General features: G+C 74.6%; 16 protein-coding genes. 9 read left to right on the forward strand and 7 right to left on the reverse strand.

Going from position 1 to position 23,254, the window contains the following annotated elements; all coding sequences use genetic code 11:
- Positions 1-144: 144 nt before the first annotated feature.
- Together ACFQ8C_RS30460 and ACFQ8C_RS30465 are read right to left on the reverse strand one after the other, a co-directional pair.
- Positions 145-567: an organic hydroperoxide resistance protein gene (locus ACFQ8C_RS30460; protein WP_030756379.1), complete on the reverse strand. Its 423-nt coding sequence runs from the start codon at positions 565-567 to the stop codon at positions 145-147.
- Positions 568-630: 63 nt separating this feature from the next.
- The gene (locus ACFQ8C_RS30465; RefSeq protein ID WP_383463626.1) at positions 631-1,650 is read right to left on the reverse strand and encodes an NADP-dependent oxidoreductase; all 1,020 of its coding nucleotides are present in this window, start codon (positions 1,648-1,650) and stop codon (positions 631-633) included.
- Between the two features lie 96 nt (positions 1,651-1,746).
- On the opposite strand from ACFQ8C_RS30465, the gene ACFQ8C_RS30470 reads away from it, so the two are divergent.
- Positions 1,747-2,184, forward strand: coding sequence for a MarR family winged helix-turn-helix transcriptional regulator (locus ACFQ8C_RS30470; protein ID WP_383463629.1), 438 nt, complete (start codon positions 1,747-1,749; stop codon positions 2,182-2,184).
- Positions 2,185-2,276: 92 nt separating this feature from the next.
- Here ACFQ8C_RS30470 and ACFQ8C_RS30475 read toward each other — a convergent pair whose 3' ends face one another.
- Positions 2,277-3,383 carry a hypothetical protein gene (locus ACFQ8C_RS30475; protein ID WP_383463632.1) on the reverse strand — a complete coding sequence of 369 codons (1,107 nt, stop codon included), beginning with the start codon at positions 3,381-3,383 and terminating at the stop codon, positions 2,277-2,279.
- A 309-nt stretch (positions 3,384-3,692) separates the two neighbouring features.
- Here ACFQ8C_RS30475 and ACFQ8C_RS30480 point away from each other — a divergent pair, with 309 nt between their 5' ends.
- The 4 genes from ACFQ8C_RS30480 to ACFQ8C_RS30495 all read left to right on the forward strand — a co-directional run bounded on the left by ACFQ8C_RS30480 (position 3,693) and on the right by ACFQ8C_RS30495 (position 9,264).
- Positions 3,693-4,820, forward strand: a complete 1,128-nt coding sequence (locus ACFQ8C_RS30480) for a rod shape-determining protein (RefSeq protein WP_383463634.1) — start codon at positions 3,693-3,695, stop codon at positions 4,818-4,820.
- Positions 4,821-4,847: 27 nt separating this feature from the next.
- Positions 4,848-6,281 (forward strand): GAF domain-containing protein, encoded by a 1,434-nt coding sequence (locus ACFQ8C_RS30485; protein ID WP_383463637.1) that lies wholly within the window; start codon positions 4,848-4,850, stop codon positions 6,279-6,281.
- 265 nt (positions 6,282-6,546) lie between these two features.
- The gene (locus ACFQ8C_RS30490; protein ID WP_383463664.1) at positions 6,547-7,731 is read left to right on the forward strand and encodes an MFS transporter; all 1,185 of its coding nucleotides are present in this window, start codon (positions 6,547-6,549) and stop codon (positions 7,729-7,731) included.
- A gap of 60 nt (positions 7,732-7,791) precedes the next feature.
- Complete coding sequence (locus tag ACFQ8C_RS30495) at positions 7,792-9,264, forward strand: acyl-CoA synthetase (RefSeq protein WP_383463640.1); 1,473 nt, start codon at positions 7,792-7,794, stop codon at positions 9,262-9,264.
- A 58-nt stretch (positions 9,265-9,322) separates the two neighbouring features.
- On the opposite strand, the gene ACFQ8C_RS30500 is transcribed toward ACFQ8C_RS30495, so the two are convergent.
- From ACFQ8C_RS30500 to ACFQ8C_RS30515, 4 genes are all read right to left on the reverse strand, one after another.
- Positions 9,323-13,006, reverse strand: coding sequence for a S8 family serine peptidase (locus ACFQ8C_RS30500; protein WP_383463643.1), 3,684 nt, complete (start codon positions 13,004-13,006; stop codon positions 9,323-9,325).
- 181 nt (positions 13,007-13,187) lie between these two features.
- Positions 13,188-14,444 carry an MFS transporter gene (locus tag ACFQ8C_RS30505; protein WP_383463646.1) on the reverse strand — a complete coding sequence of 419 codons (1,257 nt, stop codon included), beginning with the start codon at positions 14,442-14,444 and terminating at the stop codon, positions 13,188-13,190.
- On the reverse strand, positions 14,441-14,899 hold the full coding sequence (locus ACFQ8C_RS30510) for a GNAT family N-acetyltransferase (protein ID WP_383463648.1): 459 nt from the start codon (positions 14,897-14,899) through the stop codon (positions 14,441-14,443). The genes ACFQ8C_RS30505 and ACFQ8C_RS30510 overlap by 4 nt, the downstream gene beginning before the upstream one ends.
- A 70-nt stretch (positions 14,900-14,969) precedes the next feature.
- Positions 14,970-15,455, reverse strand: coding sequence for a MarR family winged helix-turn-helix transcriptional regulator (locus ACFQ8C_RS30515; protein ID WP_383463650.1), 486 nt, complete (start codon positions 15,453-15,455; stop codon positions 14,970-14,972).
- 110 nt (positions 15,456-15,565) lie between these two features.
- On the opposite strand from ACFQ8C_RS30515, the gene ACFQ8C_RS30520 reads away from it, so the two are divergent.
- The 4 genes from ACFQ8C_RS30520 (at position 15,566) to fxsT (ending at position 23,227) form a co-directional block, all read left to right on the forward strand.
- Positions 15,566-15,982 (forward strand): organic hydroperoxide resistance protein, encoded by a 417-nt coding sequence (locus tag ACFQ8C_RS30520; RefSeq protein ID WP_383463653.1) that lies wholly within the window; start codon positions 15,566-15,568, stop codon positions 15,980-15,982.
- 131 nt (positions 15,983-16,113) lie between these two features.
- Positions 16,114-17,664 carry a hypothetical protein gene (locus ACFQ8C_RS30525; RefSeq protein ID WP_383463656.1) on the forward strand — a complete coding sequence of 517 codons (1,551 nt, stop codon included), beginning with the start codon at positions 16,114-16,116 and terminating at the stop codon, positions 17,662-17,664.
- Positions 17,661-18,812: a MoxR family ATPase gene (locus tag ACFQ8C_RS30530; RefSeq protein ID WP_383463659.1), complete on the forward strand. Its 1,152-nt coding sequence runs from the start codon at positions 17,661-17,663 to the stop codon at positions 18,810-18,812. The genes ACFQ8C_RS30525 and ACFQ8C_RS30530 overlap by 4 nt, the downstream gene beginning before the upstream one ends.
- Complete coding sequence (gene fxsT / locus ACFQ8C_RS30535) at positions 18,812-23,227, forward strand: FxSxx-COOH system tetratricopeptide repeat protein (protein WP_383463661.1); 4,416 nt, start codon at positions 18,812-18,814, stop codon at positions 23,225-23,227. The genes ACFQ8C_RS30530 and fxsT overlap by 1 nt, the downstream gene beginning before the upstream one ends.
- The last annotated feature ends 27 nt before the right edge of the window (positions 23,228-23,254 follow it).

Genomic DNA, 23,254 nt, shown 5'->3' on the forward strand with positions numbered 1-23,254 from the left:
GGCCGTGTCGCGCCACCCCCTTCGGGCCCTGGACCAGAAACCCCAACCCCACCCCTAAATCACGCAGGCGCGCACCCTACCGGGCCGCACCCGGGGCGACGGGGGTGCGGCCCGTCAGGGACCGCCTTCGGCGTGACCTGCGGCTCAGACCGCCAGCTCGACCGTGATGTTGCCGCGGGTCGCCTTGGAGTACGGGCAGACCTGGTGCGCCTTCTCGATCAGGCTCTTGGCGGTCTCCGCGTCCACGTTGGGGATGGAGGCCGAGATCTTGACGATGATGCCGAAGCCGTCGTCGTTCTTGCCGATACCGACCTCGGCGGTGACCGTCGAGCCGGAGATGTCCGCGTTCTCGTTCCGCGCGACGACGCCGAGGGCGCCCTGGAAGCAGGCGCTGTAGCCGGCCGCGAAGAGCTGCTCGGGGTTGGTGCCGTCACCGGAGCCGCCCATGGCCTTGGGCGGGTTGACGACGACGTCGAGCTTGCCGTCGTCGGTGGCGACACGGCCGTCACGGCCGTTCTCCGCGGTGGCGACGGCGGTGTAGAGAACGTCGGAGTGCTGGATGGACATGCTGGTTTCCACTTCTTCTTCCCGCCTCGACTCGCGCCCACGATCGCGACGGCTGAGGGCAGACTACCGGTCCAGCGAGACGATCATCTTTCCGGTGTTGTCACCGCGGAGCAGACCGAGGAAGGCGTCCACGCCGTTCTCGATGCCCTCGACCTTCGTCTCGCGGTACTTCAGCTCGCCGGAACGCAGCCGGGCCCCGACCTCCTCGACGAACTTCGGCTGGAGGCCGTAGTGGTCGCCGACCAGGACGCCCTGGAGGCGGAGCCGCTTGCCGATGATCAGCGCCATGTTCCGCGGGCCGGGGACCGGCTCCGTGTCGTTGTACTGCGCGATCAGGCCGCAGATGGCGGCGCGCCCGTGCACGTTGAGCGAGGAGAGGGCGGCCTCCAGGTGCTCGCCGCCGACGTTGTCGAAGTAGACGTCGATGCCGTCCGGGGCGGCCTCGCGGAGCTGGTCCTTCACGGGGCCGTTCTTGTAGTTGAAGGCGGCGTCGAAGCCGAGCTCCTCGACCAGCCACTTCACCTTCTCGTCGGAGCCGGCCGAGCCGATGACCCGGGAGGCGCCGTTGAGCTTGGCGAGCTGGCCGACCTGGTTGCCGACCGCGCCGGCCGCGCCGGAGACGAAGACGGCGTCGCCCGGCTTGAAGGAGGCGGTCTCGAAGAGGCCCGCGTAGGCCGTCAGGCCGGTCATGCCGAGCACGCCGAGGTAGGTGGAGAGCGGGGCCAGCTCCGGGTCCACCTTGGTGGCGTGCTGGGCGGGCACGCTGGCGTACTCACGCCAGCCGAGGCCGTGCAGGACGTGGTCGCCCTCGGCGAACCCCTCCGCGTTCGACGCCACGACGACGCCGACCGCGCCGCCGTCCATCGGGTGGTCCAGCTTGAACGGCGGGACGTAGGACTCCGCGTCGTTCATCCTGCCGCGCATGTAGGGGTCGACCGAGAAGTGGAGGTTCCGCACCAGGATCCGGCCCTCCGCGGGCGCCTCGACCGGGGTCTCGCGCAGGGCGAAGTCGGCGGGGACGGGCCAGCCGTGCGGGCGGGCGACGAGGTGCCAGGCGCGGCTGGTGGCGGGCAGAGCGGTCATGGGGGGCCTCCGGGACGAGCAGAAAAGCTTCACTTACTGAAACAACCATGCTCCTGAATATTTCATGTTGTCAAGCATCGGAGTACGATGGTGCTCATGCCCACCTCACACACCGACCCCGTGACCCTCGAAGTCGTCGAGCTGATCGGCACGGTCGTGGCGCGCTACCACCAGGAGTACGAGGAAGCCGCCGCGGCCCACTCCCTGACCGGCGCGCAGGCCCGGGTCCTCGGGCTGCTCGCCCTGGAGCCCACCCCGATGCGGAAGATCGCCGAGAAGCTCAAGTGCGAGCCCTCCAACGTCACCGGGATCATCGACCGCCTGGAGTCCCGGGGCCTGGTCGAGCGGCGCCCCGACCCGGCCGACCGCCGGGTGAAGCTGGCCGCGCCCACCGACGAGGGCCGCGACACCGCCCGCCGCCTGCGCGAATCGCTCCACTTCGCCCGCGAACCGCTCGGCGAGCTGACCGCCGTCGAGCGCACCCTCCTGCGCGACCTGCTGCGCCGCATGATCGGCGTGGAGGTGCCGGCCTAGGACGAGGAGGAGCCCTGCCCGGTCCGGGAGCCCCCCGGTCCGGGAGCCCCCGGCCCGGGGGCTCTACCGGGGAGGCGGGGGACCCGCCGCTTCTAGACGCACCACCACAGGAAGGGGGTGCAGGTCTCCGAGGGTTCCGGGGTCGGCGTCGCCGTGGTCGGGCCCGGGCTCGCCGGGGCGGACGGGCTCGCGCCGCCCGAGGCCGGGGCGGAGGGCGAGCCGGAGGCGCTCGGCGTGGTACCGGGCCCCTCGCCCTGCGGGCCCGCGGTGACCTCCGGCGCCGACGGCGCCGGGGAGGCGGTGGCGGAGGGGCGGCCGGCGGACCCGGCGCCCGAACCCGTGCCGGAGCCCGACCCCGCACCCGACCCCGTACCGGATCCGGTGCCGGACCCGTCGCCGGATCCCCGGCCCGGGCGGGACACGGCCGGGGCACCCGTACCGGAGCCGTCACGCGGCCCCGTGCTGATCCGGCGCGGGCGGCCCGTCGGCGAGGCGGGACCCGCCGAGCCCTCGTCCGCCCGGTCGCCGCCCTCGCCCCGCTCCGCGTCCTCGCCGTCCGGGCTCCGGGTCGGCAGCGCGGGCGGCAGCGGGGCCTCGGTGACCTCCAGCTCCTCCACCGCGGACGCGGCGCCCTTCTCCTCCGGCTCCTCGAAGGCCGCCTTCGCCAGGCCCAGCGACCCGGCCGCCAGGACCAGTCCCAGCGCGCTCACCGCGACCGTCCGGCCGCGACCGCGACGCCCCCGCTTCCGCCGCGCGGCGGCACGGCCCGCCGCCCGCCGCCCGTCCGCCCGCGGCGGCACCACCAGGTCCAGCTCGTAGACGTGCTCGGGGACGAGCGGCTCGTCGGCGGACGCCTCCTCCGGCGCGGACGGCCCGGGAACGGACGCGTACGGGTCCGGCGCGTACGGATCCGGCGCGTACGGATCCCGCGCGTGCTCCGGCGCGTACGCCCCGGGGGCGGGCGCGTACGGATCCGGCGGGTACGCCTCGGCGACGGACGCGTACGGATCCGCCGGATACGGCTCCGGCGCGTACGGCCGGCCGTTCGCGTAGGGCTCCGGTGCCTCGGCGCCCTCGTGAGGCGCGGGTCGAGGCGGGGTGTGGGGGGTGTCGTACCGCAGCCGCTCGACGGGAGTCCCGCACCCGGCACAGGCGAGGGCCCCGTTGAGATGCCGCCGGCACGCGTGGCAGTAGTCCATGGGGCTCGCACGCTAGGACGAGCGGCGTGCCCCCGGGGAGGCGAGGACGTGAGGATCCTGTGAGGAAACCGCAGGTGGACGCCGTGGCGTCGCGATTCTCCCGGTTCGCCTCTCCCGCCGCCCCGCACCCCGGACCGCGCGCCGGACCGCGGCCCTCCGCCCCGCGGGACGCCCCGGCACCGGCCCCGGCACCGGCCCCGGGCGGCGCAGCCCAGCGCGCGCGGCGGGCCCGGCGGTCGCACGATGCCAACAGGAAACCCGAACCGCGACACCTCGCCCGTGTCAGCACCGCACCCCGGAGGATCCGCCGTGACCGTCAGCCTTGAGCAACTGCGCCGTTGCCATGTCGCCGTCGACCTGGGTGCCGCCCGCACCCGGGTCTTCGTCAAGGGGGCCGGGCTCGTCGTCGACGAGCCGAGCGTCGCCGCCGTCAACACCCGCACCGGCGCGCTGATCGCGGTCGGCGCGCTCGCCGAGAAGATGACCGGCCGCACCCCCGACTACATCCGGGTGGTGCGTCCGGTCTCCGGCGGCACCGTCGTCGACATCGAGATGGCCCAGCGGATGCTCCGCCACCTCCTCGGCGAGAAGCTGCGCCGTCAGCTCCGCCGCAAGCCCCGGCTGCGCGCCGCCGCCTGCACCCCGCACGACAGCGATCCGCTCGCCCAACGCGCCGCCGTGGAGACCCTGGTGGGGCTCGGGGCGCGCCGGGTCGAGCTGGTCGACACGCTGATCGCGGCGGCCGTCGGCTGCGGCCTGCCGGTGGAGCAGCCCACCGCGACCATGATCATGGTGTGCGGGGCGGCGACGACCCAGGTCGCGGTGCTCTCCCTCGGCGCGATCGTGACGGCCGAGCGGATCCCGGTGGGCGGCGACGCCATCGACCACGCGATCATCCAGCACCTGCGCCACCACCACGAGCTGATGCTGCCGAGCCAGTCGGTGCGCCCGCTCCAGCTCGCGCTGAGCGGCAACGGCCTGACCCCGCACGGCCCGGCCTCCACCGAGATCCACGGCCGGGACGTGGCCACCGGCCTCGCCCGCTCGGTCACCGTCGACACGGCGGCCGTGCGGGAGGCGATCCACACCCCGCTGACGGCGGTGCTCGACGGCATCGGGAAGGTGCTGCGGGACTGCCCGCCGGACCTGGTGGCCGACCTCGCCGACCGCGGGATCATGATGGTCGGCGGCAGCGCGCTGCTCCCGGGCCTGGACCAGATGCTGCGGGACGCCACCGGGATGCCGGTGCACATCGCCGAACGGCCCGACGTCTGCGCCGTGCTGGGCCTCGGCGCGATGCTGGAGGGCAAGGTCCAGCCGATGATCCTCGACCCGCTGGGCGACCACCGGGGCCTGGCGGACGACCGGGACCGCGACGGCGACAAGGACGGCGGCCGGGGCCTGGATCGCGCGTACGCCGACGACCTGACGGAGTGATCAATCCGGACATCGCCCGATTCATACATGGATGAGACCATGGTGATCATGGAGGAGGACGTGGAGCGGGAGCAGGCCCGCCTGCCCATGCTGCTCGAAGCCGTTCTCGGCGTCGGCACGGACCTCGAACTGCGCGCCACGCTCCAGCACATCGTGGACTCCGCGACCGAACTGGTCGGGGCCCGCCACGGGGCGCTGGGGGTCGTCGACCCCGAGCGCCCCCGGCTCACCGGGCTCTTCACCACCGGGATGACCGAGGAGGAGCGGGCCCGCGTCGGCCCGCTCCCCGACGGCGGCGCCGAGGGTCTCGGCGTCCCGATCCGCGTCCACACCCAGGTCTTCGGCCACCTCCGTCTCACCGGCAAGCCGGGCGGCTTCACCGAGGAGGACCTGGCCCTGCTGCGGGTCCTCGCCGCCCAGGCCGGCATCGCCATCGGCAACGCCCGGCTCTACGAGACCGCCCGGCAGCGCGAGCGGTGGATCGAGGGCGCGGCCGCCGTCACCACGGCGCTGCTCACCGGCGAGTCCGCCGAGGACGCGCTGATGACCGTCGCCGAACAGGCCAGGATCCTCGCCGGCGCGGCCGCCGGCGTGATCCTCCAGCCCACCCCCGAGGGCGGGATGGAGATCGTCACGGCCTCCACCACCGAGGACCCCGGAGAGCTGGTCGGCACCACCATCACGCCCGGCTCCGCGGTCCTCGTCCAGCTCCTCGGCGGGGAGCCGGTCTTCGTCGAGGACTCCTCCACCGACCCCCGGATGACCACCCCGGTCCGCTCCCGGTTCGGCCCTTCGATGATGCTGCCGCTGCGCAGCGGCGGGCGGCTCATCGGCACCCTGGCCCTCCCCCGCCACCAGGGCGCCGAGCCGTACTCGGCGGTGGACCGGCTGCTCGCCTCGCAGTTCGCCTCGCAGGCCGCGCTCGCGCTGGTCCTGGCGGACGCGCGGCACGACCGGGAGCGGCTCGCGGTCTTCGAGGACCGCGACCGGATCGCCCGTGACCTCCACGACCTCGTCGTCCAGCGGCTGTTCGCCACCGAGATGATGCTGGAGTCGACCCGCCGCCGTGCCGGCGGCTCCTCCGAGGAGGACGAGCTGCTCGGGAAGGCGGTGGACGAGCTGGACTCCACCATCCAGGAGGTGCGGACGGCGATCTTCGCCCTCCAGCAGCCGCCGGCCGAGGCTCCGACGACCTTCCGGGGGCGGGTCCTCCGCGAGACCGCGGGGGCGGGGGCGCTGCTCGGCTTCCGGCCCTCGGTGCGGTTCACCGGCGCGGTGGACACGCTGGTCACGGAGCCGGAGGCGCGGAAGCTGCTCGCCGCGCTGCGCGGGGCGCTCGCCGCGGCCCACCGGCGGTCCGGGATCGGACGGATCACGGTCGACGTCGGGGTCGGCGAGGAGGGCGCCCGGCTGCGCGTCGAGGACGACGGCACCCCGCCGACGACGGTGACCTGGCCGTAGGCCCGGTTCCCGAGCCCGTCCCCCGAGCCCGAGCCCGAGCCCGTCCCCCGAGCCCGTCCCCCGAGCCCGAGCCCGTGCCCCGCGTCCGAGCCCGTGCCCCGTCCCCGTGCCCCGCACCCGCACCCGCACCCGCACCCGCACCCGCGCGAACAGCCCTCCCCCGTACGGAGCAGTCCCGCGCGCCGGGCTCCGCCACCGGATCTTGACTGGAGGCGTGAACTCCGACGCCAAGCCCCCGACCACCGCGGCCTACCGCAACCTGGTGATGGCCACCATCGGCTTCACGCTCACCTTCTGGGCGTGGAACCTGATCGCGCCCCTCGGCAGCTGGTACGGCGAGCGCCTGGACCTCAGCTCGTTCCAGCAGTCGTTCCTCGTCGCGGTGCCGGTGCTGGTCGGCTCGCTGGGCCGGATCCCGGCCGGCGCGCTGACCGACAGGTACGGCGCGAAGCTGATGTTCCCGCTCGTCTCCGCGCTGACGATCGTCCCGGTGCTGCTGCTGACCGTGGTGAAGGACTCCTACGGCCTGATGCTCGTGGTCGGCTTCCTCCTCGGCCTCGGCGGCACGACCTTCGCGATCGGCATCCCGCTGGTCAACTCCTGGTTCCCGCCGGAGAGGCGGGGCCTGGCGCTCGGCGTCTTCGGCATGGGCATGGGCGGCGTGGCGCTCTCCGGCTACTTCACGCCCCGGATCGCCAAGCACGGCGAGAACCTGCCGTTCGTCGTCGTGGCGATCGCGCTCGCCGTGTACGCGCTCCTCGCCGCCGCGCTCATCACCGACCGCCCCGACCGTCCGGTGCCGACCGCCTCGCTGGCGAGCCGGCTGGGGTCGGCGGGCCGGCTGCGGGTGACCTGGGAGCTGTCGGCGCTGTACGCGATCGGCTTCGGCGGCATCGTGGCCTTCGGCGTCTACCTGCCGACGTACCTGAAGACCTGGTACGAGCTGGACCCGACCGACGCGGGCACCAAGGCGGCCGGGTTCGCGGCGGTCACCGTCGTCTTCCGGCCGCTCGGCGGCTGGCTCTCGGACCGCGTCCACCCGGCGGTCGTCACCTCCTGGGCGCTCGGCACCGTCGCCCTCTTCGCGATCGTCCAGGCGTTCGACCCGAAGCTGAACCCGGGCGGCACGATCGCCCTGCTGGTCATGGCGGCCGGTCTCGGCACCGCGAGCGGCTCGGTCTTCGCCCTGGTCTCCCAGGTCACCCCGCAGGCCAAGGTGGGCTCCGTGACCGGCATCGTCGGCGCCATGGGCGGCCTCGGCGGCTTCGTCCCGCCGCTGGTCATGGGCGCGATCTACAGCGCCAAGGACTCGTACTCGATCGGCTTCATGCTCCTCTCCGACCTGGCGCTCGCGGGCTGTGTGTACGCGTACGGGCGGATGCGCGGGATCCGGCCCGGCGGCGGCGATCCGGCGCCGGGGGCGACGAAGGTCACGGCCTCGAAGCCCTGACGGACCGGCAGAATGCGTTCCGGCAGCACCCCTCGCCCCCTGACCCGAGGAGTACGACCGGTGAGTGCGCTCTTCCCGCCGATGTTCCCGGCCCTCGCGGCCCCGACCGACCGCCCCGCGCTGCGCTGCGGCCCGGACTCGCTCTCGTACGAGGAGCTGGCCCGGGCCGCCGGTGCGCTCGCCGCCCGGCTCGCCGGGGTCCGGCGGGTGGCCGTGTGGGCCGTGCCGACCGCCCGGACGGCGGTGGCCGTGGTGGCGGCGCTGCTGGCCGGCGTCCCGGCCGTCCCGCTCAACCCCCGCTCCGGCGAGCGGGAGCTGGCGCACATCCTCGGGGACAGCGCGCCCGACGCGGTGCTCGCGGGGCCGGCGGACGAGCTGCCGGCGGCGCTCGGCGCCCTCCCCCGGATCGACGTGGAGCTCGGCGGAGGGCGGGACGGCGTCCCGTCGCCGCCCGGGGACGTCGACCCCGAGTCCACCGCGCTGATCGTCTACACCTCCGGCACCACCGGGCCGCCGAAGGGCGTGCTGCTCTCCCGCCGGGCGGTCGCCGCCTCCCTCGACGCGCTCGCGGAGGCGTGGGCGTGGACCTCGGAGGACGTCCTGGTGCACGGGCTGCCGCTGTTCCACGTGCACGGCCTGGTCCTGGGCGTCCTGGGTCCGCTGCGGCGCGGCGGCGAGGTGCGGCACCTGGGCGCCTTCACCCCGGAGGGCGTCGCGCGCGAACTGGGCGCCGGCGGCACCGTGCTGTTCGGCGTCCCCACCATGTACCACCGGCTCGCCGACGCCCTCCCCGACGACCCGGCCCTGGTGAAGGCGCTGTCGGGGGCGCGGCTGCTGGTGTCGGGCTCGGCGGCGCTGCCGGTGCACGACCACGAGCGGATCGCGGCGGCGACGGGCCGGACGGTGGTGGAGCGGTACGGGATGAGCGAGACCCTGATGAACACGAGCGTCCGGCCGGGCGGCCCGCCGCGCCCCGGCACGGTGGGCACTCCGCTGCCGGGCGTGGAGGTGCGGCTCGTGGAGGAGGACGGCTCGGTGCTCGCCGGGTCCGACGGGGAGACGGTCGGCGAGGTGCAGGTGCGCGGCCCGAACCTCTTCTCCGGTTATCTGAACCGGCCGGAGGCGACGGCGGAGGCCTTCGACGGGGGGACGGCCGGCGGCTGGTTCCGTACCGGCGACATGGCGGTCCGGGAAGGTGACGGAACGATCCGGCTGGTGGGCCGCAAGGCGACCGACCTGATCAAGAGCGGCGGGTACAAGATCGGGGCGGGCGAGATCGAGAACGCCCTGCTCGACCACCCGGGGGTGCGGGAGGCGGCCGTCACCGGGGAGCCCGACCCGGACCTGGGCGAGCGGATCGTGGCCTGGGTGGTGCCGGCCGACCCGGCGGACCCGCCGGCGGACGCGGAGCTGGCCGACCACGTGGCCCGGCTGCTCGCCCCGCACAAGCGGCCCCGCTCGGTCCGGCTCCTCGACGCGCTCCCCCGCAACGACCTGGGGAAGGTGCTGAAGAAGCGGCTGCCGCGGGGCTGACGGCGCAGGGCCGGAGCCCGGGGGTGTCCCGGTCTCCGGCCCTTCCCCGCTCGGTGGGCTACTTCACGCCGACCGCGTGGATCAGCTCCTGGCGGACGGTGCCGCCCTGGTCGTCGGCGGCCGAGGCCCGCAGCGAGACGGAGGCCGCGCCGGACGGGATCCGCAGCTCGCCGGTCCAGGCCGCGTCCCGGCCGGAGCGGCGCAGGCCCACCTGCTTCCAGGTGGCGCCGTCGTCGTACGAGACCTCCAGGCCGGCGCCGGTGATCGTGCCGGTGCCGGTGGCGTCGGCCACGTACTGGGCGGAGACGCCGACCGGGACCCGGGAGCCGGCCCGGACGTCACCGTACAGGTCGGTGTCGAGGTCGAAGCCGAGGTTCAGCATCGGCAGGTAGGTGATCCGGTCGAGCGGGGTCTCGGCGGAGCGGACGGTCCACTCGCTGTGCCCCTTGGCGCCGAGCCGCCAGCGGGCCGGGTCGAGGGCGGTGTCGGTGACGACCTTGTAGGTGGCCTCCTCCGCCGGGGCGTCCCAGGCGTAGGCGCCGGAGCTCGTCTTGCGGTCGACGCGGACGCCGTTCACGTACACCTCGGTGTACTGGGTCATCGTCGGGTCGCTCCACACGTTGCCGAAGCCGGTGTGGTCGGTGCCCGAGTCGCCCCAGCCGGGGGTGTTGAAGCGCAGGTCGTTGCCGCGCCGCTCCTGGCCCCAGCCGAGGCCGGTGCCGAGCCAGGGGTGCCAGACGGGGCCGAACCAGTCGAGGCGGGCGGTGGAGCCGCCGCGGTAGACGGAGAGGCCGCCGCGCTGCTCCAGGGACTCGCCGAGGTCGACGGACTCGTGCCAGGTCTGGCCCGCGCCGGTGGAGACGTACTCGGTGCGCTCGGCCGGGAAGCCGATCCACTCCTTGAAGCCGACGCCGATCGGGAAGGTGTCGGTGACGGAGTAGCGGAACTCGCCGCCGAGCTCCGCCCGCTTGGTGGGCGCGCGGAAGGTGGAGCGGACGGTGGCCAGGTCCCGGTCGCCGGGGCGGTAGACCAGGTCGGTGCCGATGCGGCCGGGGTGGCCCTCGGAGAGGTCGTAGACGTACGGGGTGAAGCGGGTGCCGGTGAGGTCGATCCGCCGGCCGTGGGCGGCGCCGGCGGCGAGGCGGGCGGCGTCGGCGCGGTCGACGGTGGCGACGGCGAGCGGGCGGTCCTCGTAGGAGGCGGTGCCGAACCACTTCATCAGCCGGCCGGCGGCGTCGTCGGTGACGAGGAGCGCCTTGGCGCCGGCGTCCTGGGCGGTCTGGGCGACCTCGGCCGGGTCCGCGCCCGGAGCGAGGCGGACGAGGACGGCCTTGCCCGTGACGTCCTTGCCCGCGTACTCGGCGGGGGTGCCGGTGCCCGCGTCGGCGAGCCGGAGGCGGTGGCGGCCTTCGAGGAGGGCGGCGCCGGCCTGCGGGCGCAGGTCGGCGAGGCGGTCGCCGCCGACGCTCGCCTCCAGGAGGGGCTTGCCGAGCCGCCAGACCGTGCGGTACTCGAAGGTGCCGTTCGCGACGGGCTCGGTGGGGGCGGCGAAGATCGAGTCGTAGGCCGGCGGCACCTGCACGATGTCGGTGTACGAGACGCCGTTCGCCTCGCGGTCGTACTCCATGAGGAGCTGGCGGGTCTCGGTGCGCTTCTCGACCTCGGCGCGTATCTCGCGCAGCCTCCGGCCGTCGAGGGTGATCTCGCGGTCGCGGTCGAGGACGACCTCGGGGGCCGCCATGAAGCCGAGGCCGAGGGAGTCGCCGCCCTTGGCGCCGCGCACGTCGAGGAAGGTGTCGACGGTGTACGTGCCGGGCTTGAGGCGCAGTTCGACGGTGCCGGACTCGCCGACGGAGGCCGGGAAGGGGTCCGCGCCGGAGGTGAGGTCGCGCAGGCCGAGGCCGGCGGCGGAGGGGGCGCCGTCACGGTCCTTGACGTGGACCGTGAGGGTGTAGCGCTCCTCCTCCTTGACCAGGCCGAGGGCGGTGTGGGCGACCGGGGCGCCGGCGGCGGTGGCGGTGATCCGGCCGGAGCTGGTGCCGACCGGGGCGGCGGCGCCGTCGCCGGCGACGGTGGTGGACGCGGTGCCGTGCGCCGGGACGGTGAGGGTGGTGTCGGCGAGGGTCGCGGTGCCGGCCGGCATGCCCTCGACGGCGAGGTCCAGCTCGACGGGGGCGTCGGAGGAGTTGGTGTAGGTGACGGTCCTGGTGACCGGCTCGTTGGCCTCGTACGGCCAGGAGAAGAAGCCGAGGTCGGCGGAGCCGGTGGCGGTGACCTCCGCGGCGATGGCCGCGGCCACGTCGACGCGGCCCGCGCCGAGGGCGTACGCGGAGGCGTCGAGCGTCTTCGCGCTCGACATGAGGGCGTCCTTGAGCCGGGCGCCGGTCCAGTCGGGGTGTCGCTCGGCGAGGAGGGCGGCGACTCCGGCGACGTGCGGGGTCGCCATGGAGGTGCCGTTCATCGAGGTGTAGAGGCCGGTGCCCTCGGTGAGCTGGGAGCGGGCGGCGAGGATGCCGACGCCGGGGGCGGAGAGGTCCGGCTTGAGGGCCTGGTCGCGGTAGCGGGGGCCCTGGCTGGTGAAGTAGGCGGCCCGGTCGGCGGAGTCGACGGCGCCGACGGTGAGGGCGGAGTCGGCGGCGCCGGGCGAGCCGATGGTGCCGGGGGCGCCGGAGTTGCCCGCGGCGATGACGAAGAGGGCGCCGGTCTCGGCGGAGAGGGTGTCGACGGCCCGGGCCATCGGGTCGGTGCCGTCGCTGCCCTCCTGGGAGCCGAGGCTCATCGAGACGATCTTCGCGTCGACGTCCTTGGCGGCCCACTCCATGCCGGCGATGATCTCCGACTCGGTGCCGTAGCCCTCGTCGCTGAGGACCTTGCCGACGGCGAGGGTGGCGCCGGGGGCGACGCCCTTCTCCCTGCCGTCGGAGCCGGCGCCGCTGCCGCCGACGGTGGAGGCGACGTGGGTGCCGTGGCCGTTGCGGTCGGCGACCTCCTCGCCGGCGATGAAGGACTTCGACTCGGCGACCCGGCCGGCGAGGTCGGGGTGGGAGGCGTCGACGCCGGTGTCGAGGACGGCGACCTTGACGCCCTTGCCGGTGAGCCCGGCCTCCCAGGCCTTCGGGGTGCCGATCTGGGCGTTGGAGTCGGCCATGGCGGCCTTCACGCGGGCGTCCAGCCAGACCTTGGCGGGGGCGGCGGCGCGGGTGGCGGCGGCCCCCGCGGTGAGGGTCCGCCAGAAGGCGGCCGGGTCGGTGGCGGTGACGGCGGCGCCGCCGACGCTGGGCAGCGCGCGGACGGTCTCGGTGCCGCGCGGGGCGGGGTGCGCGGCCCGGGCGGTCTTCCCGCCGTACGTGACGATCAGCGGGAGTTCGCCGGTGACGCCCTGCTCGACGAGGCCGGTGACGTCGAAGAGGCGCGGGTCGAGGGCGCCGGAGTCGAGGAGGGCGCGGGCCTCGTCGGGGACGACGGTGACCCGGCCGTCGGCGATCCGGGTGCGGACGGCTCCGGTGGCGCCCTTCGCCCGGTCGACGGTGACGGTCCGCCGTCCGCCGCCGAGTTCGGTGAGGGTGACCCGGTCGCCGGTGACCAGGGTGACGGTGGTGGAGGCGGCCGGGCCCTTGAAGGTGTCGGGCACGGCGGTGGCCGTGGTGCCCGGTGCGGCGGCGGTCTGCCCGGCCGAGAGCAGCACGAGGGAGAGGGCGGCGGCGATCAGCCCGGCCCTTCCCCTGGTCGGCGGTGCGGTCATCGAACGACTCCTCGCGGACCCGTGGTTCGGGGGTGTGGAGTGACGGATCCGCGAGGAGTCTGGTCCCTGTGAAGGGAGTTGACTCCCGTCTCGCCTGGCGGCTATGCGCCGTGGCGGCCACCCGCCAGAGGGGCGAAGACGGGTCTGTCCGGGAGTGTCCGGGACGCTCCGGGAGCGCGGCTCACGGCGTCGGGTCGAGCGCGTCGTACCGCCGGAATCCGCGTGCGTACAGGGAGAACACGCCGATGGCGAGGACACAGGCGAGTCCGCCGCCGGTGATGGCGACCGTGGGCGAGGAGAGCCCGGCGACGGAGCCGGCCACGAAGTCGCCGAGGCGGGGCCCGCCGGCGACGACCACGATGAAGACGCCCTGGAGCCGGCCGCGCATCTCGTCGGGGGCGGCGACCTGCATCATCGTGTTCCGGAAGATCATCGACGAGGTGTCGGCGTATCCGGCGACGGCGAGGCAGAGCAGCCCGATCCAGAGGTTCCGGCTGAGGCCGAAGGCGGCGATCGCGAGGCCCCAGGCGGCGACGGCGATGAGGATGGCCTGCCCGTGGTGCCGGATCCTGTTCTGCCAGCCGGAGACCACCCCGCCGAGGAGGGCGCCGAACGCGGGCGCGGCGACGAGGAGTCCGGTGGTCTTCGCGTCGCCGCCGAACCAGAGGGCGGCGACGGCCGGGAAGAGCGCCTTCGGCTGGGAGAGGATCATCGCGAAGAGGTCCGAGACGAAGGTCGCGCGCAGGTTGGGGCGGGTGCCGAGGAAGCGCAGCCCGTCGAGGACGGAGGCCCTCTTGGCCGCGGTCCGCTCGGGCGGCATGGAGGGCAGCCGCCACATCGCGTACAGGCTCGCGAAGAAGGCGAGGGCGTCGATGGTGTAGGCGGTCTGGTAGCCGGCGAAGCCCACGACGACCCCGCCGAGGCTGGGTCCGATGAGGGTGCCGAAGGTCATGACCATGGAGTTGAGCGCGTTGGCCGCGCGCAGCTGCTCGGGCGGGAGCAGGCGGGGGATCATCGCGCTGCGGGCGGGCGAGTTGAGGGCGGCGCAGACGGCCTGGAGGGCGACGATCGCGTAGAGGAACCAGACGCGGTGGAAGCCGGCGAAGGCGGCGGCGGCGAGGGCGGCGGAGAGGGCGGCGGCGCCGGTGGCGCCGACGAGTCCGAGGGTGCGGCGGTCGACGGTGTCGGCGATCGCCCCGCCGTAGAGGCCGAAGGCGACGAGCGGGACGAGGGAGAAGAGACCGACGAGTCCGACGGAGAAGGCCGAGCCGGTGATGTCGTACACCTGGAGGGAGATCGCCAGGGTGGTCATGCCCTGGCCGATCCAGGAGACGGTGTTCCCGAACCAGAGGCGGCGGTAGTCGGCGGAGGTGCGCAGCGGGGTGAGGTCGGCGAAGATCCGCCGCTTCTCCTCCTCCGGCGCCTCGACGGCGGTCACGCGGCGGCCGCGGCGAGGTCGTAGGTCAGCTCGGGGCGGTCCCAGTGGATGCGTCCGGAGGCGGCGACGGTGCCGGTGCGGCGGGCTCCGGTGCGGAGGTAGAACTCCTCGGCGGGCGGGTGGGCGACGACCCGGACGGCGGTGAGCCCGGCGGCGCGGGCCTCGCCGGTCATGTGGCCGATCAGCCGGCGGCCGATGCCGAGGCCCTGCGCCGCGTCGGCGACGAAGGCGAGGTCGAGCTCGGCCTCGTCGATCAGGAGCGCGTAGAAGCCGAGGACGCGGTCGTCCGCGTCGACGGCGGCGTGGACCGGGTGGTGCTCGATGTAGGCCCCGCCGACCTGGTAGCCGTCGACCATGACGGCGTACGGCCCCCGGTAGGCGGCGGAGCCCCGGACGAGCCGGGTGAGTCGCTTGGAGTCGGCCGCGGTGGCGCGGCGGATGGTGATCTCGGACATGGGGCGAGTATAGGAACGCCCACGAGATGCGGGCCTTACATTTCGGTGACGCCGGGGCGACCGGGGGCGCTCAGCCGCAGGAGGGGCGCAGCTCGTCGGGGTCGATGCCGTCGAGGCGGGCGGCGAGGGCGGCGAGCCGGTCGCGCAGCTCGGCGATCTCCGCGAGGTCGAGGCCGGTGGCGGCGGCGATCCGGCGGGGCACGCCGAGGGCCCGCTCGCGCAGCCCGGCGCCCGCCGCGGTGACGCGGACGGTGACGGACCGCTCGTCCTCGGCGCTGCGTCGGCGCTCGACGTATCCGGCCGCCTCCAGCCGCTTGAGCAGCGGCGACAGGGTGCCGGAGTCGAGCCGGAGCCGCTCCCCGATCCCCTTCACGGGCAGCTCGCCGTGCTCCCAGAGGACGAGCATGACGAGGTACTGGGGGTAGGTGAGCCCGAGCTCCTTGAGCGCCTCGCGGTAGACGCCGTTGAAGGCGCGGGTCGCCGCGTGCAGCGAGAAGCAGATCTGGTGGTCGAGCCGGAGGAAGTCCTCGTCCGGGACCGTGTCGAGCGTCTCCATGACACCAGGGTACGCGAGGGCCTTCCGCGCACTATTCAGTTGTGCGCAACTGAATAGTGCGCTATCAATAGAGGGCCAGCCCCTCCCGAGGAACAGGAACGGAAGAACCCATGGACGCCATCTACACCGCCGTCGCCACCGCCAACGGCCGCGAGGGCCGCGCCGTCAGCTCCGACGGCCACATCGACCTCCCCCTCGCCCACCCGCAGGCCCTCGGCGGCAACGGCCAGGGCACCAACCCCGAGCAGCTCTTCGCCGCCGGCTACGCGGCCTGCTTCGCCAGCGCCATGGGCGTCGTCGCCCGCCAGGAGAAGATCGACATCTCCGAGGCCTCCGTCACCGCCGAGGTCTCCATCGGCAAGGACCCCGCCGACGGCGGCTTCGGCCTCGCCGTCATCATGCGCGCCGAGTTCCCCGACCACCTCCAGGGCGAGGCCGGCCTCGCCCTCCTGGAGAAGACCCACGCCTTCTGCCCCTACTCCAAGGCCACCCGCGGCAACATCACCGTGGACCTCGTCGTCGAGTAGTCCGCCCGATTCCTGGGGAGGAACCCGTCGAACAGGGTGGCGACGTCTCCGGACCTCGCCATACCCTGGACGACAGGGCGACGGCGCCCGTACTGCCCATGCGCGATCGGGAGTTGGGGAACACCGGAGCCGTGACGGGGGGGCTTTTGTACGACGAGGGCCACGGCGCCCACGCGCCGGATCTCACGCGTGAGCTCGTCGATCAGCTGAGCGCGGTCCCGGGTCTGGAGACCACCGAGGGCCGCGGCCTCCTCATCGACACCCTGGCGGACCGGTTACCCGAGGCCGCCAACATCCCGCGCCACAACCGGCTCCGCTCGGGGATCCTGGAGATCGTCCGGTACTGCCGCCGCGAGCCGGGCGGCCTGCACGAACTGGCCGCCGCCCTCGCCCTGTACGACCCCGGCTCCGGCCCCGCCCTCCGGGTCCGCGACCTGATCGCCGCCACACCGGCCTCGGCGGTCCTCCCCGCCCTGCCCGACGCCGAGACCCTCGTGGTCACCGGCCTCCTGGCCCGCGTCCGCCCCCTCGACGCGCACGGCCTGCTCTACGCGGCGGCCGACGGACTCCCGCTGCCGCTCCAGCCCGTCGCCACCCTCGGCGAGGCCTTCGACTACCTCACCCGGGCCAACACCCGCCCCGACGGACTCCTCCCCACCATGGTCCTGGTCGAGCACGTGGCCGCCGCGCTCGGCGGCACCGGCCCGGCCGACGCCCAGACCGCCGCCGCGCTGCGCGAGTGGAACGACATCCAGGCGAAGAAGCTCGAACGGCGCGCCGCCCTGGAGGCCGTACGGACCGCCCTCGCCCAGGAGCGCCCGGCACAACCCGCACCCGCCTGCGTCGTTGTCCAGTTGTGCAGAAGCGGAATGGACCCGGACCGGTATCTGCTGTCCCACTGGCGGCAGATGCGCCCGGGCCCCTGGCGGCCGGAGCGCGGCGAGGACCGGCTGGTCTCCCTCGACGAGGTGCCCGCCGCCGTGGAGCGGCTGCTCCAGCGGGCCGAGCAGGACTGGGCCCGGCAGCCCGGACGGCCGATCCTGGAGTTCGTCCTCCCGGTCGACCTGCTGAACGAACCCCTGGAGTGGACCCAGGTCGCCTTCCGGCCCGACGCCTCCAGCGCCCTCTGCCTCACCTACCCCGTGGTGCTGCGCAGCCTGGAGCGCATGCGGGCCAAGGAGTTCCACCGGCGCTGGCACAACCGCTGGCAGCGGGCGCTGGACAGCCCCGACACCGCCTGCCACTGGGACACCGTGGGCGACCGCAACCACGACCGCGAGCGGTGGAACAGCAAGCTCACCGCCGAGGAGCGGTACGTCTCCGTCGTCCTCAGCGCCCCGCCGCTGCCGGAGGGCGACCGGGACGGCAGCCACGCCTCCCTGGTCGAGGCCCTGTACGCGGGCGTGCCGATGGCCGTGTGGGACCGGCGCCCGGCGGCGCCCGCCGACTTCCGCAGACGGGCCAAACGGCTCCTGAGAGGCAAAGCGATCGAACTGCCGCAGCGCGTCCACCAGTTACGGAAGGACGCGGCCACCGCCGCCGCCGGACAGCGGGACGTCCACGTGGGGCGGCACCTCGCCGTCCTCTTCGACGACCCCAACCGCCTCGTGGACTGGTCCGGTTCACCCGGGGCGGACCTCGACGGCGCCCGCGGCGGACACCACGAGGAGGGGGAGACATGAGCGGTGTCCACCACCCGGCCGAGGGCGGCCGGACCACAGGACCCGTCACCAGCAGCAGCTGGTGGATCTACCGGGGAACCGGCCAGCCGCTGGCCGACATCCGGCTCGGCGACGTGCTGCCGAAGCCGCCCGGCTGGCGGACCTTCGACGGCGGTCCCGTGCTGCCGCCGGTGCCCGCCGACAGCGCCGAGACCGACCGCAGGCTCGGCCGCGCGGGCCGCGCCACCCCGCGGCAGGACGCGCACGACATCGACCTGGTCAACGCCGCGCTGCTGCTCCGCCGACCGCTCCTGGTGACCGGCCGCCCCGGCATCGGCAAGTCCACGCTGGCCTATCTGATCGCCCGGGAACTCGGCCTCGGACGGGTCCTGCACTGGGGCATCACCTCGCGCAGCACCCTGCGCTCCGGACTGTACGAATACGACGCCATCGGCCGCGCCCAGGCCTCCCTCGGCCACCTCAGGCCCGGCGCGCCGGACCCCGCGGCCGCCCCCGCGCCGGACCCCGCGGCGGTCCCGGAGCAGGCGTCCGGCCCCCGGGACCCGGCGGACGCGGCACCCGAACCCGGCACCAGGATCGGCGACTTCGTCCGGCTCGGCCCGCTCGGCACCGCCCTGCTGCCGTACGAGCTGCCGCGCGTCCTGCTCGTCGACGAGCTGGACAAGAGCGACATCGACCTGCCCAACGACCTCCTGCACGTGCTGGACAACGGCACGTACACGATCCCCGAACTGGTTCGCGCCCGCCGCCGGGAGCCGGTCTCCCACGTGCACACCGACGACCCCGAGGGCACCGTCCCGGTGGTCGACGGCCTGGTCCGCTGTCGCGCCTTCCCCTTCATCGTCATCACCAGCAACGGCGAGCGGCAGTTCCCGCCCGCCTTCCTCCGCCGCTGCGTCCGGCTCGACGTCTCGCCGCCCCGCGAGGACCAGCTCGCCGCCATGATCACCGCCCACTTCCAGGACCATGAGGGGCGCCACGACCCGCTGATCCGGGAGTTCGTGGAGCGCAGCAAGGACCACGGCGGACTCGCCGCCGACCAGCTGCTCAACGCCGTCTACCTGCGCACCGCGGGCGTCCGCGGCGACGACAAGGCCTGGAACGAACTGCTCGACGCGCTCTGGCGCCGGCTGTCGGGGGCACCCTGATGGACGACGACGCCCGCTCGCTGCCCGAGCCCTTCGAGGTGGCGGAGATCCTGTGGCTGCACGCCTACCAGAAGCTCGCGGCCCCGCTCCCCCCGTCCACCGAGCCGCCGCAGCCCCGCCCGAAGACACCGCCCGAGCTGTCCCCCCGGCCGCCCGGACCGGACCGGCGGCAGGACGAGGAGGAGACCGCCGGGACCGGCCGTCCGGCGGAGCCGTACGGCGGCCGGACCGGAGAGCCCGGCACCCCGCTTCCGCCGGACGCCCCGCCCGGAGGGCGGTCCACGGAAGCCCCGGCCCCCACGGGCGCCCGGCGGCCCGTCCCGGTCGGGGCCGAGGCGCTCCCCGACCTGCGGGACGCACCGGGCATCGGCCGCCGGCTCCGGCCGCTGAGACAGCTGGCCCCCTCGGCGGCCGAGGTCGAGCTCGACGAGGAGGCCACCGTCGAACGGGCCGCCGAGGACGGGCTGTGGCTGCCGTACACCCGGCCCGTCGGCGAACGCCGCTTCGATCTGGTCCTGGTCGTGGACGACCACGCCACCATGGCGATCTGGGAGCAGACCGTCGCCGAGTTCACCGCCGTGGCCGAACAGCTCGGCGCCTTCCGGGACGTCCGGGTCCACCGCCTGGGGCTGCGCGAGACGCCGGCCGGCCCGCGGGCCGTCCTGCGCCGCCAGGGCGAGGACGACGGCGCCGGCGGCGACCCCGCCGAACTGGTCGACCGCACCGGCCGCCGGATCGTCCTCGTCCTCACCGACGCCCTCGGCCCGCTGTGGCGGACCGGCGCCGGCCAGGCCGCCGTGGAGCCGTGGGCGGCGGCCGGGCCGACGGCGGTGGTCCATCTGCTCTCCCAGCGGGACTGGCACCGCACCGCCCTCGTCCCCTGGCGGGTACGGCTCCACAGCCCGCGCCCCGCGGCCCGCAACGACGAACTCGCCGTGCGCTTCCCGCCCGAGGAGCGCGACCCCTTCACACCGCCGCCCTCCGTCTGGCGGATCCCGGTGCCCGTCCTCGAACTGGACGCCGACTGGCTGGGCCGGTGGGCCTCGCTGGTGGCCGGCGAGTCGCCCGGCTGGACGCCCGCCTCCGTCCTGCTGCTCGGCGCGGGCGAACGGGCCGCGCCGGAGCCCGCCGGACCGCCCGCCGCCCCTCCCCCGCCGACCGTGCAGGAGCGGCTGCGCCGCTTCCGCAGCCACGCCACCCCCACCGCCTTCCGGCTGGCGACCCATCTGGCCGCCGCCGTCCTCGACCCGCTGCTGGTCCGGGACGTGCGGCGGCGGCTGGTGCCGGAGGCCCAACCGGTGCACGTGGCCGAGCTGTTCCTCAGCGGCCTGGTCGAGGAGCCCGCCACGACCGGGCCCGCGGTGCCCGCGCCGCTCGACTTCGTCGCCGGGGCGCGCGAGGCGCTGCTGGCCGGCGCCATGCGCGCGGACACGGCGCGCGTGGCCCGCTCGGTCTCCGACTTCTTCGGCGACCGCTCCGAGGCGGCGCGAGGGCTGCACGGCGCCCTCCTCACCCCCGAGGAGACGCCGGTGCCCCCGATGACGGCGGAGAGCCTTCCCTTCGTCCGCGTCGAACTGGCGATCCTGCGCGCCCTGTCCGGCCCGTACCTCCACCGGGCGAACCGGATCAGCGCCGCCCTGGAGGGCGGTTCCACGGGAGTGTCCGTCATGGAGGACACCCCCCCTTTGGTCCACGATGTCCCCATCACCCCCGTAAATCCAGACATGGACGGCCTTCCCATGACCGACATCACCGCCCGTCAGCAGCCGACCGAGGACACCCCGACCGTCAACGGCTCCCCGGGTCCCTCGATCCCGGCCCCGAGCCCCGACGGGCTGCCGGAGGGCGAGACCCGCCACGTCGGCCCGCCGGTCACCGCGGTGCCCGGTCCCGCCGCGCCCCGGGCGGGCCAGAAGCCGCGCCAGGCCGTCCCCGCCATCTGGGGCAACGTCCCCCCGCACAACCCGAACTTCGTCGGCCGCGCGGACCTCCTCGACCAGGTCCGCGAGCAGCTGCTCACCGGCGACACCTCGGCGGTGCTGCCGCACGCGCTGCACGGCATGGGCGGCGTCGGCAAGTCGCAGATCGCCATCGAGTACGTCTACCGCTACGCGCACGACTACGACGTCGTGTGGTGGATCCCCTCCGAACAGCCGACGATGATCCTCACCGCGCTCACCGAACTCGCCCAGCGGATGGGCCTGAACGTGAGCAACGAGGCCAACCAGGCCGTCCCCGCCGTCCGCGAGGCACTGCGCCGCGGCGCCCCCTACGACCGGTGGCTGCTGGTCTTCGACAACGCCGAGAACGTGGAGGCGGTCCGCCCCTACTTCCCCACCGGCGGCACCGGCAAGATCCTCATCACCTCGCGGAACCAGGAGTGGGACCGGGTGGCCAGGACGCTCTCCGTCGACATCTTCACCCGCGAGGAGAGCAAGGCGCTGCTGCGCCGGCGCGCCCGCGACCTCAGCGACACCGACGCCGACCTGCTCGCCGAGGCCCTGGGCGACCTCCCGCTCGCCATCGAGCAGGCGGCGGCCTGGCAGGCCGTCACCGGCATGGCGGTCCCCGAGTACCTGCGGCTGATCAAGGAGAAGATCGCCGAGCTGATGCTCGAACTGGTGCCGTCGCCCGACTACCCCATGTCGGTCGCGGCCGCCTGGGACGTCTCGCTGCGCCAGCTCGAACAGCGCAACCCGGCGGCGCTCCAACTCCTCCAGGTCTGCTCCTTCTTCGCCCCCGAGCCGATCTCCCGCTCCCTCTTCAACAACTCGCGGACCACCACCATCGCCCCCGAGCTGGACGAGGCGCTGCGCGACCCGATCCGGCTCAGCCGGGCCATCCGCGAGATCAACGTCTACGCCCTGGCCCGCATCGAGCACCGCCACAACACCGTCCAGCTGCACCGTCTGGTCCAGGCCGTGCTGGTCAACCGCATGTCCCCGCAGCAGCAGGCCGACATGCGGCACGGCGCCCACCTCCTCCTCGCCGACGCCAACCCCAACAACCCGAGCTCGCGCGCGCTCTGGCCGCGCTACCAGGAGCTGCTGCCGCACGTGGTGGGCTCGCGGGCGGTGGAGTGCGAGGACCCGTGGGTGCGCAGCCTGATCCGCGGCATGGTGGAGTTCCTGTACACCTGGGGCGACCACGCGGGCGCGGCGGCGATGGCCCGCGAGGCGCTGCGGATCTGGACCGAGAAGTTCGGCGCCGAGGACCAGCAGACGCTCCAGATGGCGAAGTGGCTGGCCTTCGTGCTGCGCGCGCTCGGCGAGTACCAGGAGGCCGCCGCGATGATGGAGCACACGGCCGACACGTACATCCGGACCATGGGCGAGGACCACGAGGGCACCCTCGACGCCCTGATCCAGCTCACCAGCGGACTGCGGCTGCGGGCCGAGATGGCGCGCGGCCTGGAGATCGACCGCTCGGTGTACGAGCGCTCGCTGCGGGCCTTCGGCGAGGAGGACCCGGCCACCCTCAGGGCCGCCCACAACCTCGGGATCGGGCTGCGGCTCATGGGCCTCTACGAGGAGGCGCGGGTGGTCGACACGGAGACCGCCCGGCTGCGGGCGCTCCACCTGGGCGAGAACCACGCCACCACCCTCAACACCCTCACCGGCCTCTCCATCGACATCCGGGAGACCGGCGACTACCTGGAGGCCGCCGCCCACCAGGAGAACGTCTACGCCCGGCAGTCCGCCGCCTTCGGCGAGGACGCGCCCGCCCCCCTCGGCGCCGCGCGCGTGCTGTCGGTGTGCCGCCGCCGCGCCGGCGACCACGAGGGGGCGCTCGCGCTGGCCGAGGCGGTGTGGTCGAAGTTCGTGGACCGGTACGGGCCCGACCACCCGGACGCCGTGGCCTGCGCCGCCAACCTGGTGGTGGACCTGCGCCACGACGGGCAGCTGCGGCGGTCCCGGGAGCTCGCCGAGGCGACCATCGCCCGGTACGCGGCGAAGCTCGGCGCCGGCCACCCCTACACCCTGTCGGCCCGGGTCAACCTCGCCATCACCCTGCGCTACCTGGACGAGCTCGCCGAGGCCCGGGAGCACCTGGACGCGGCGCTGCCGGGGCTGCGCGAGTCGCTGGGCGAGAAGCACGTCCTCACCCTGACGGCGGCCGTCGGCACGGGCAGCCTGCTCGCCGCCGAGGGCCGGCACGAGGAGGCGCTCGCGCTCGACCTGCGGACCCTGGAGCTGCTGCGGGGCGTCTTCGGCGAGTCCCACCCGACCACGCTCGCCTGCGCCACCAACGTGGTGCTGGACCTGCGGGCGCTGGACCGGGACGCGGAGGCGACGCCGCTGCACACCGAGACCCTGGCCCGCTTCCGGGAGCGGCTGGGCGAGGAGCACCCGGCGACGGTGGCCTCCGCGAGCGGCCGCCGCGCGGACGTGGACATCGCGCCCGTGCCGTTCTAGGAGGACGCGCGCGGAGGGCCGGCCCTG

Origin of the sequence: Streptomyces sp. NPDC056503, assembly GCF_042794995.1 — a bacterium.
Taxonomy (GTDB): Bacteria; Actinomycetota; Actinomycetes; order Streptomycetales; family Streptomycetaceae; genus Streptomyces.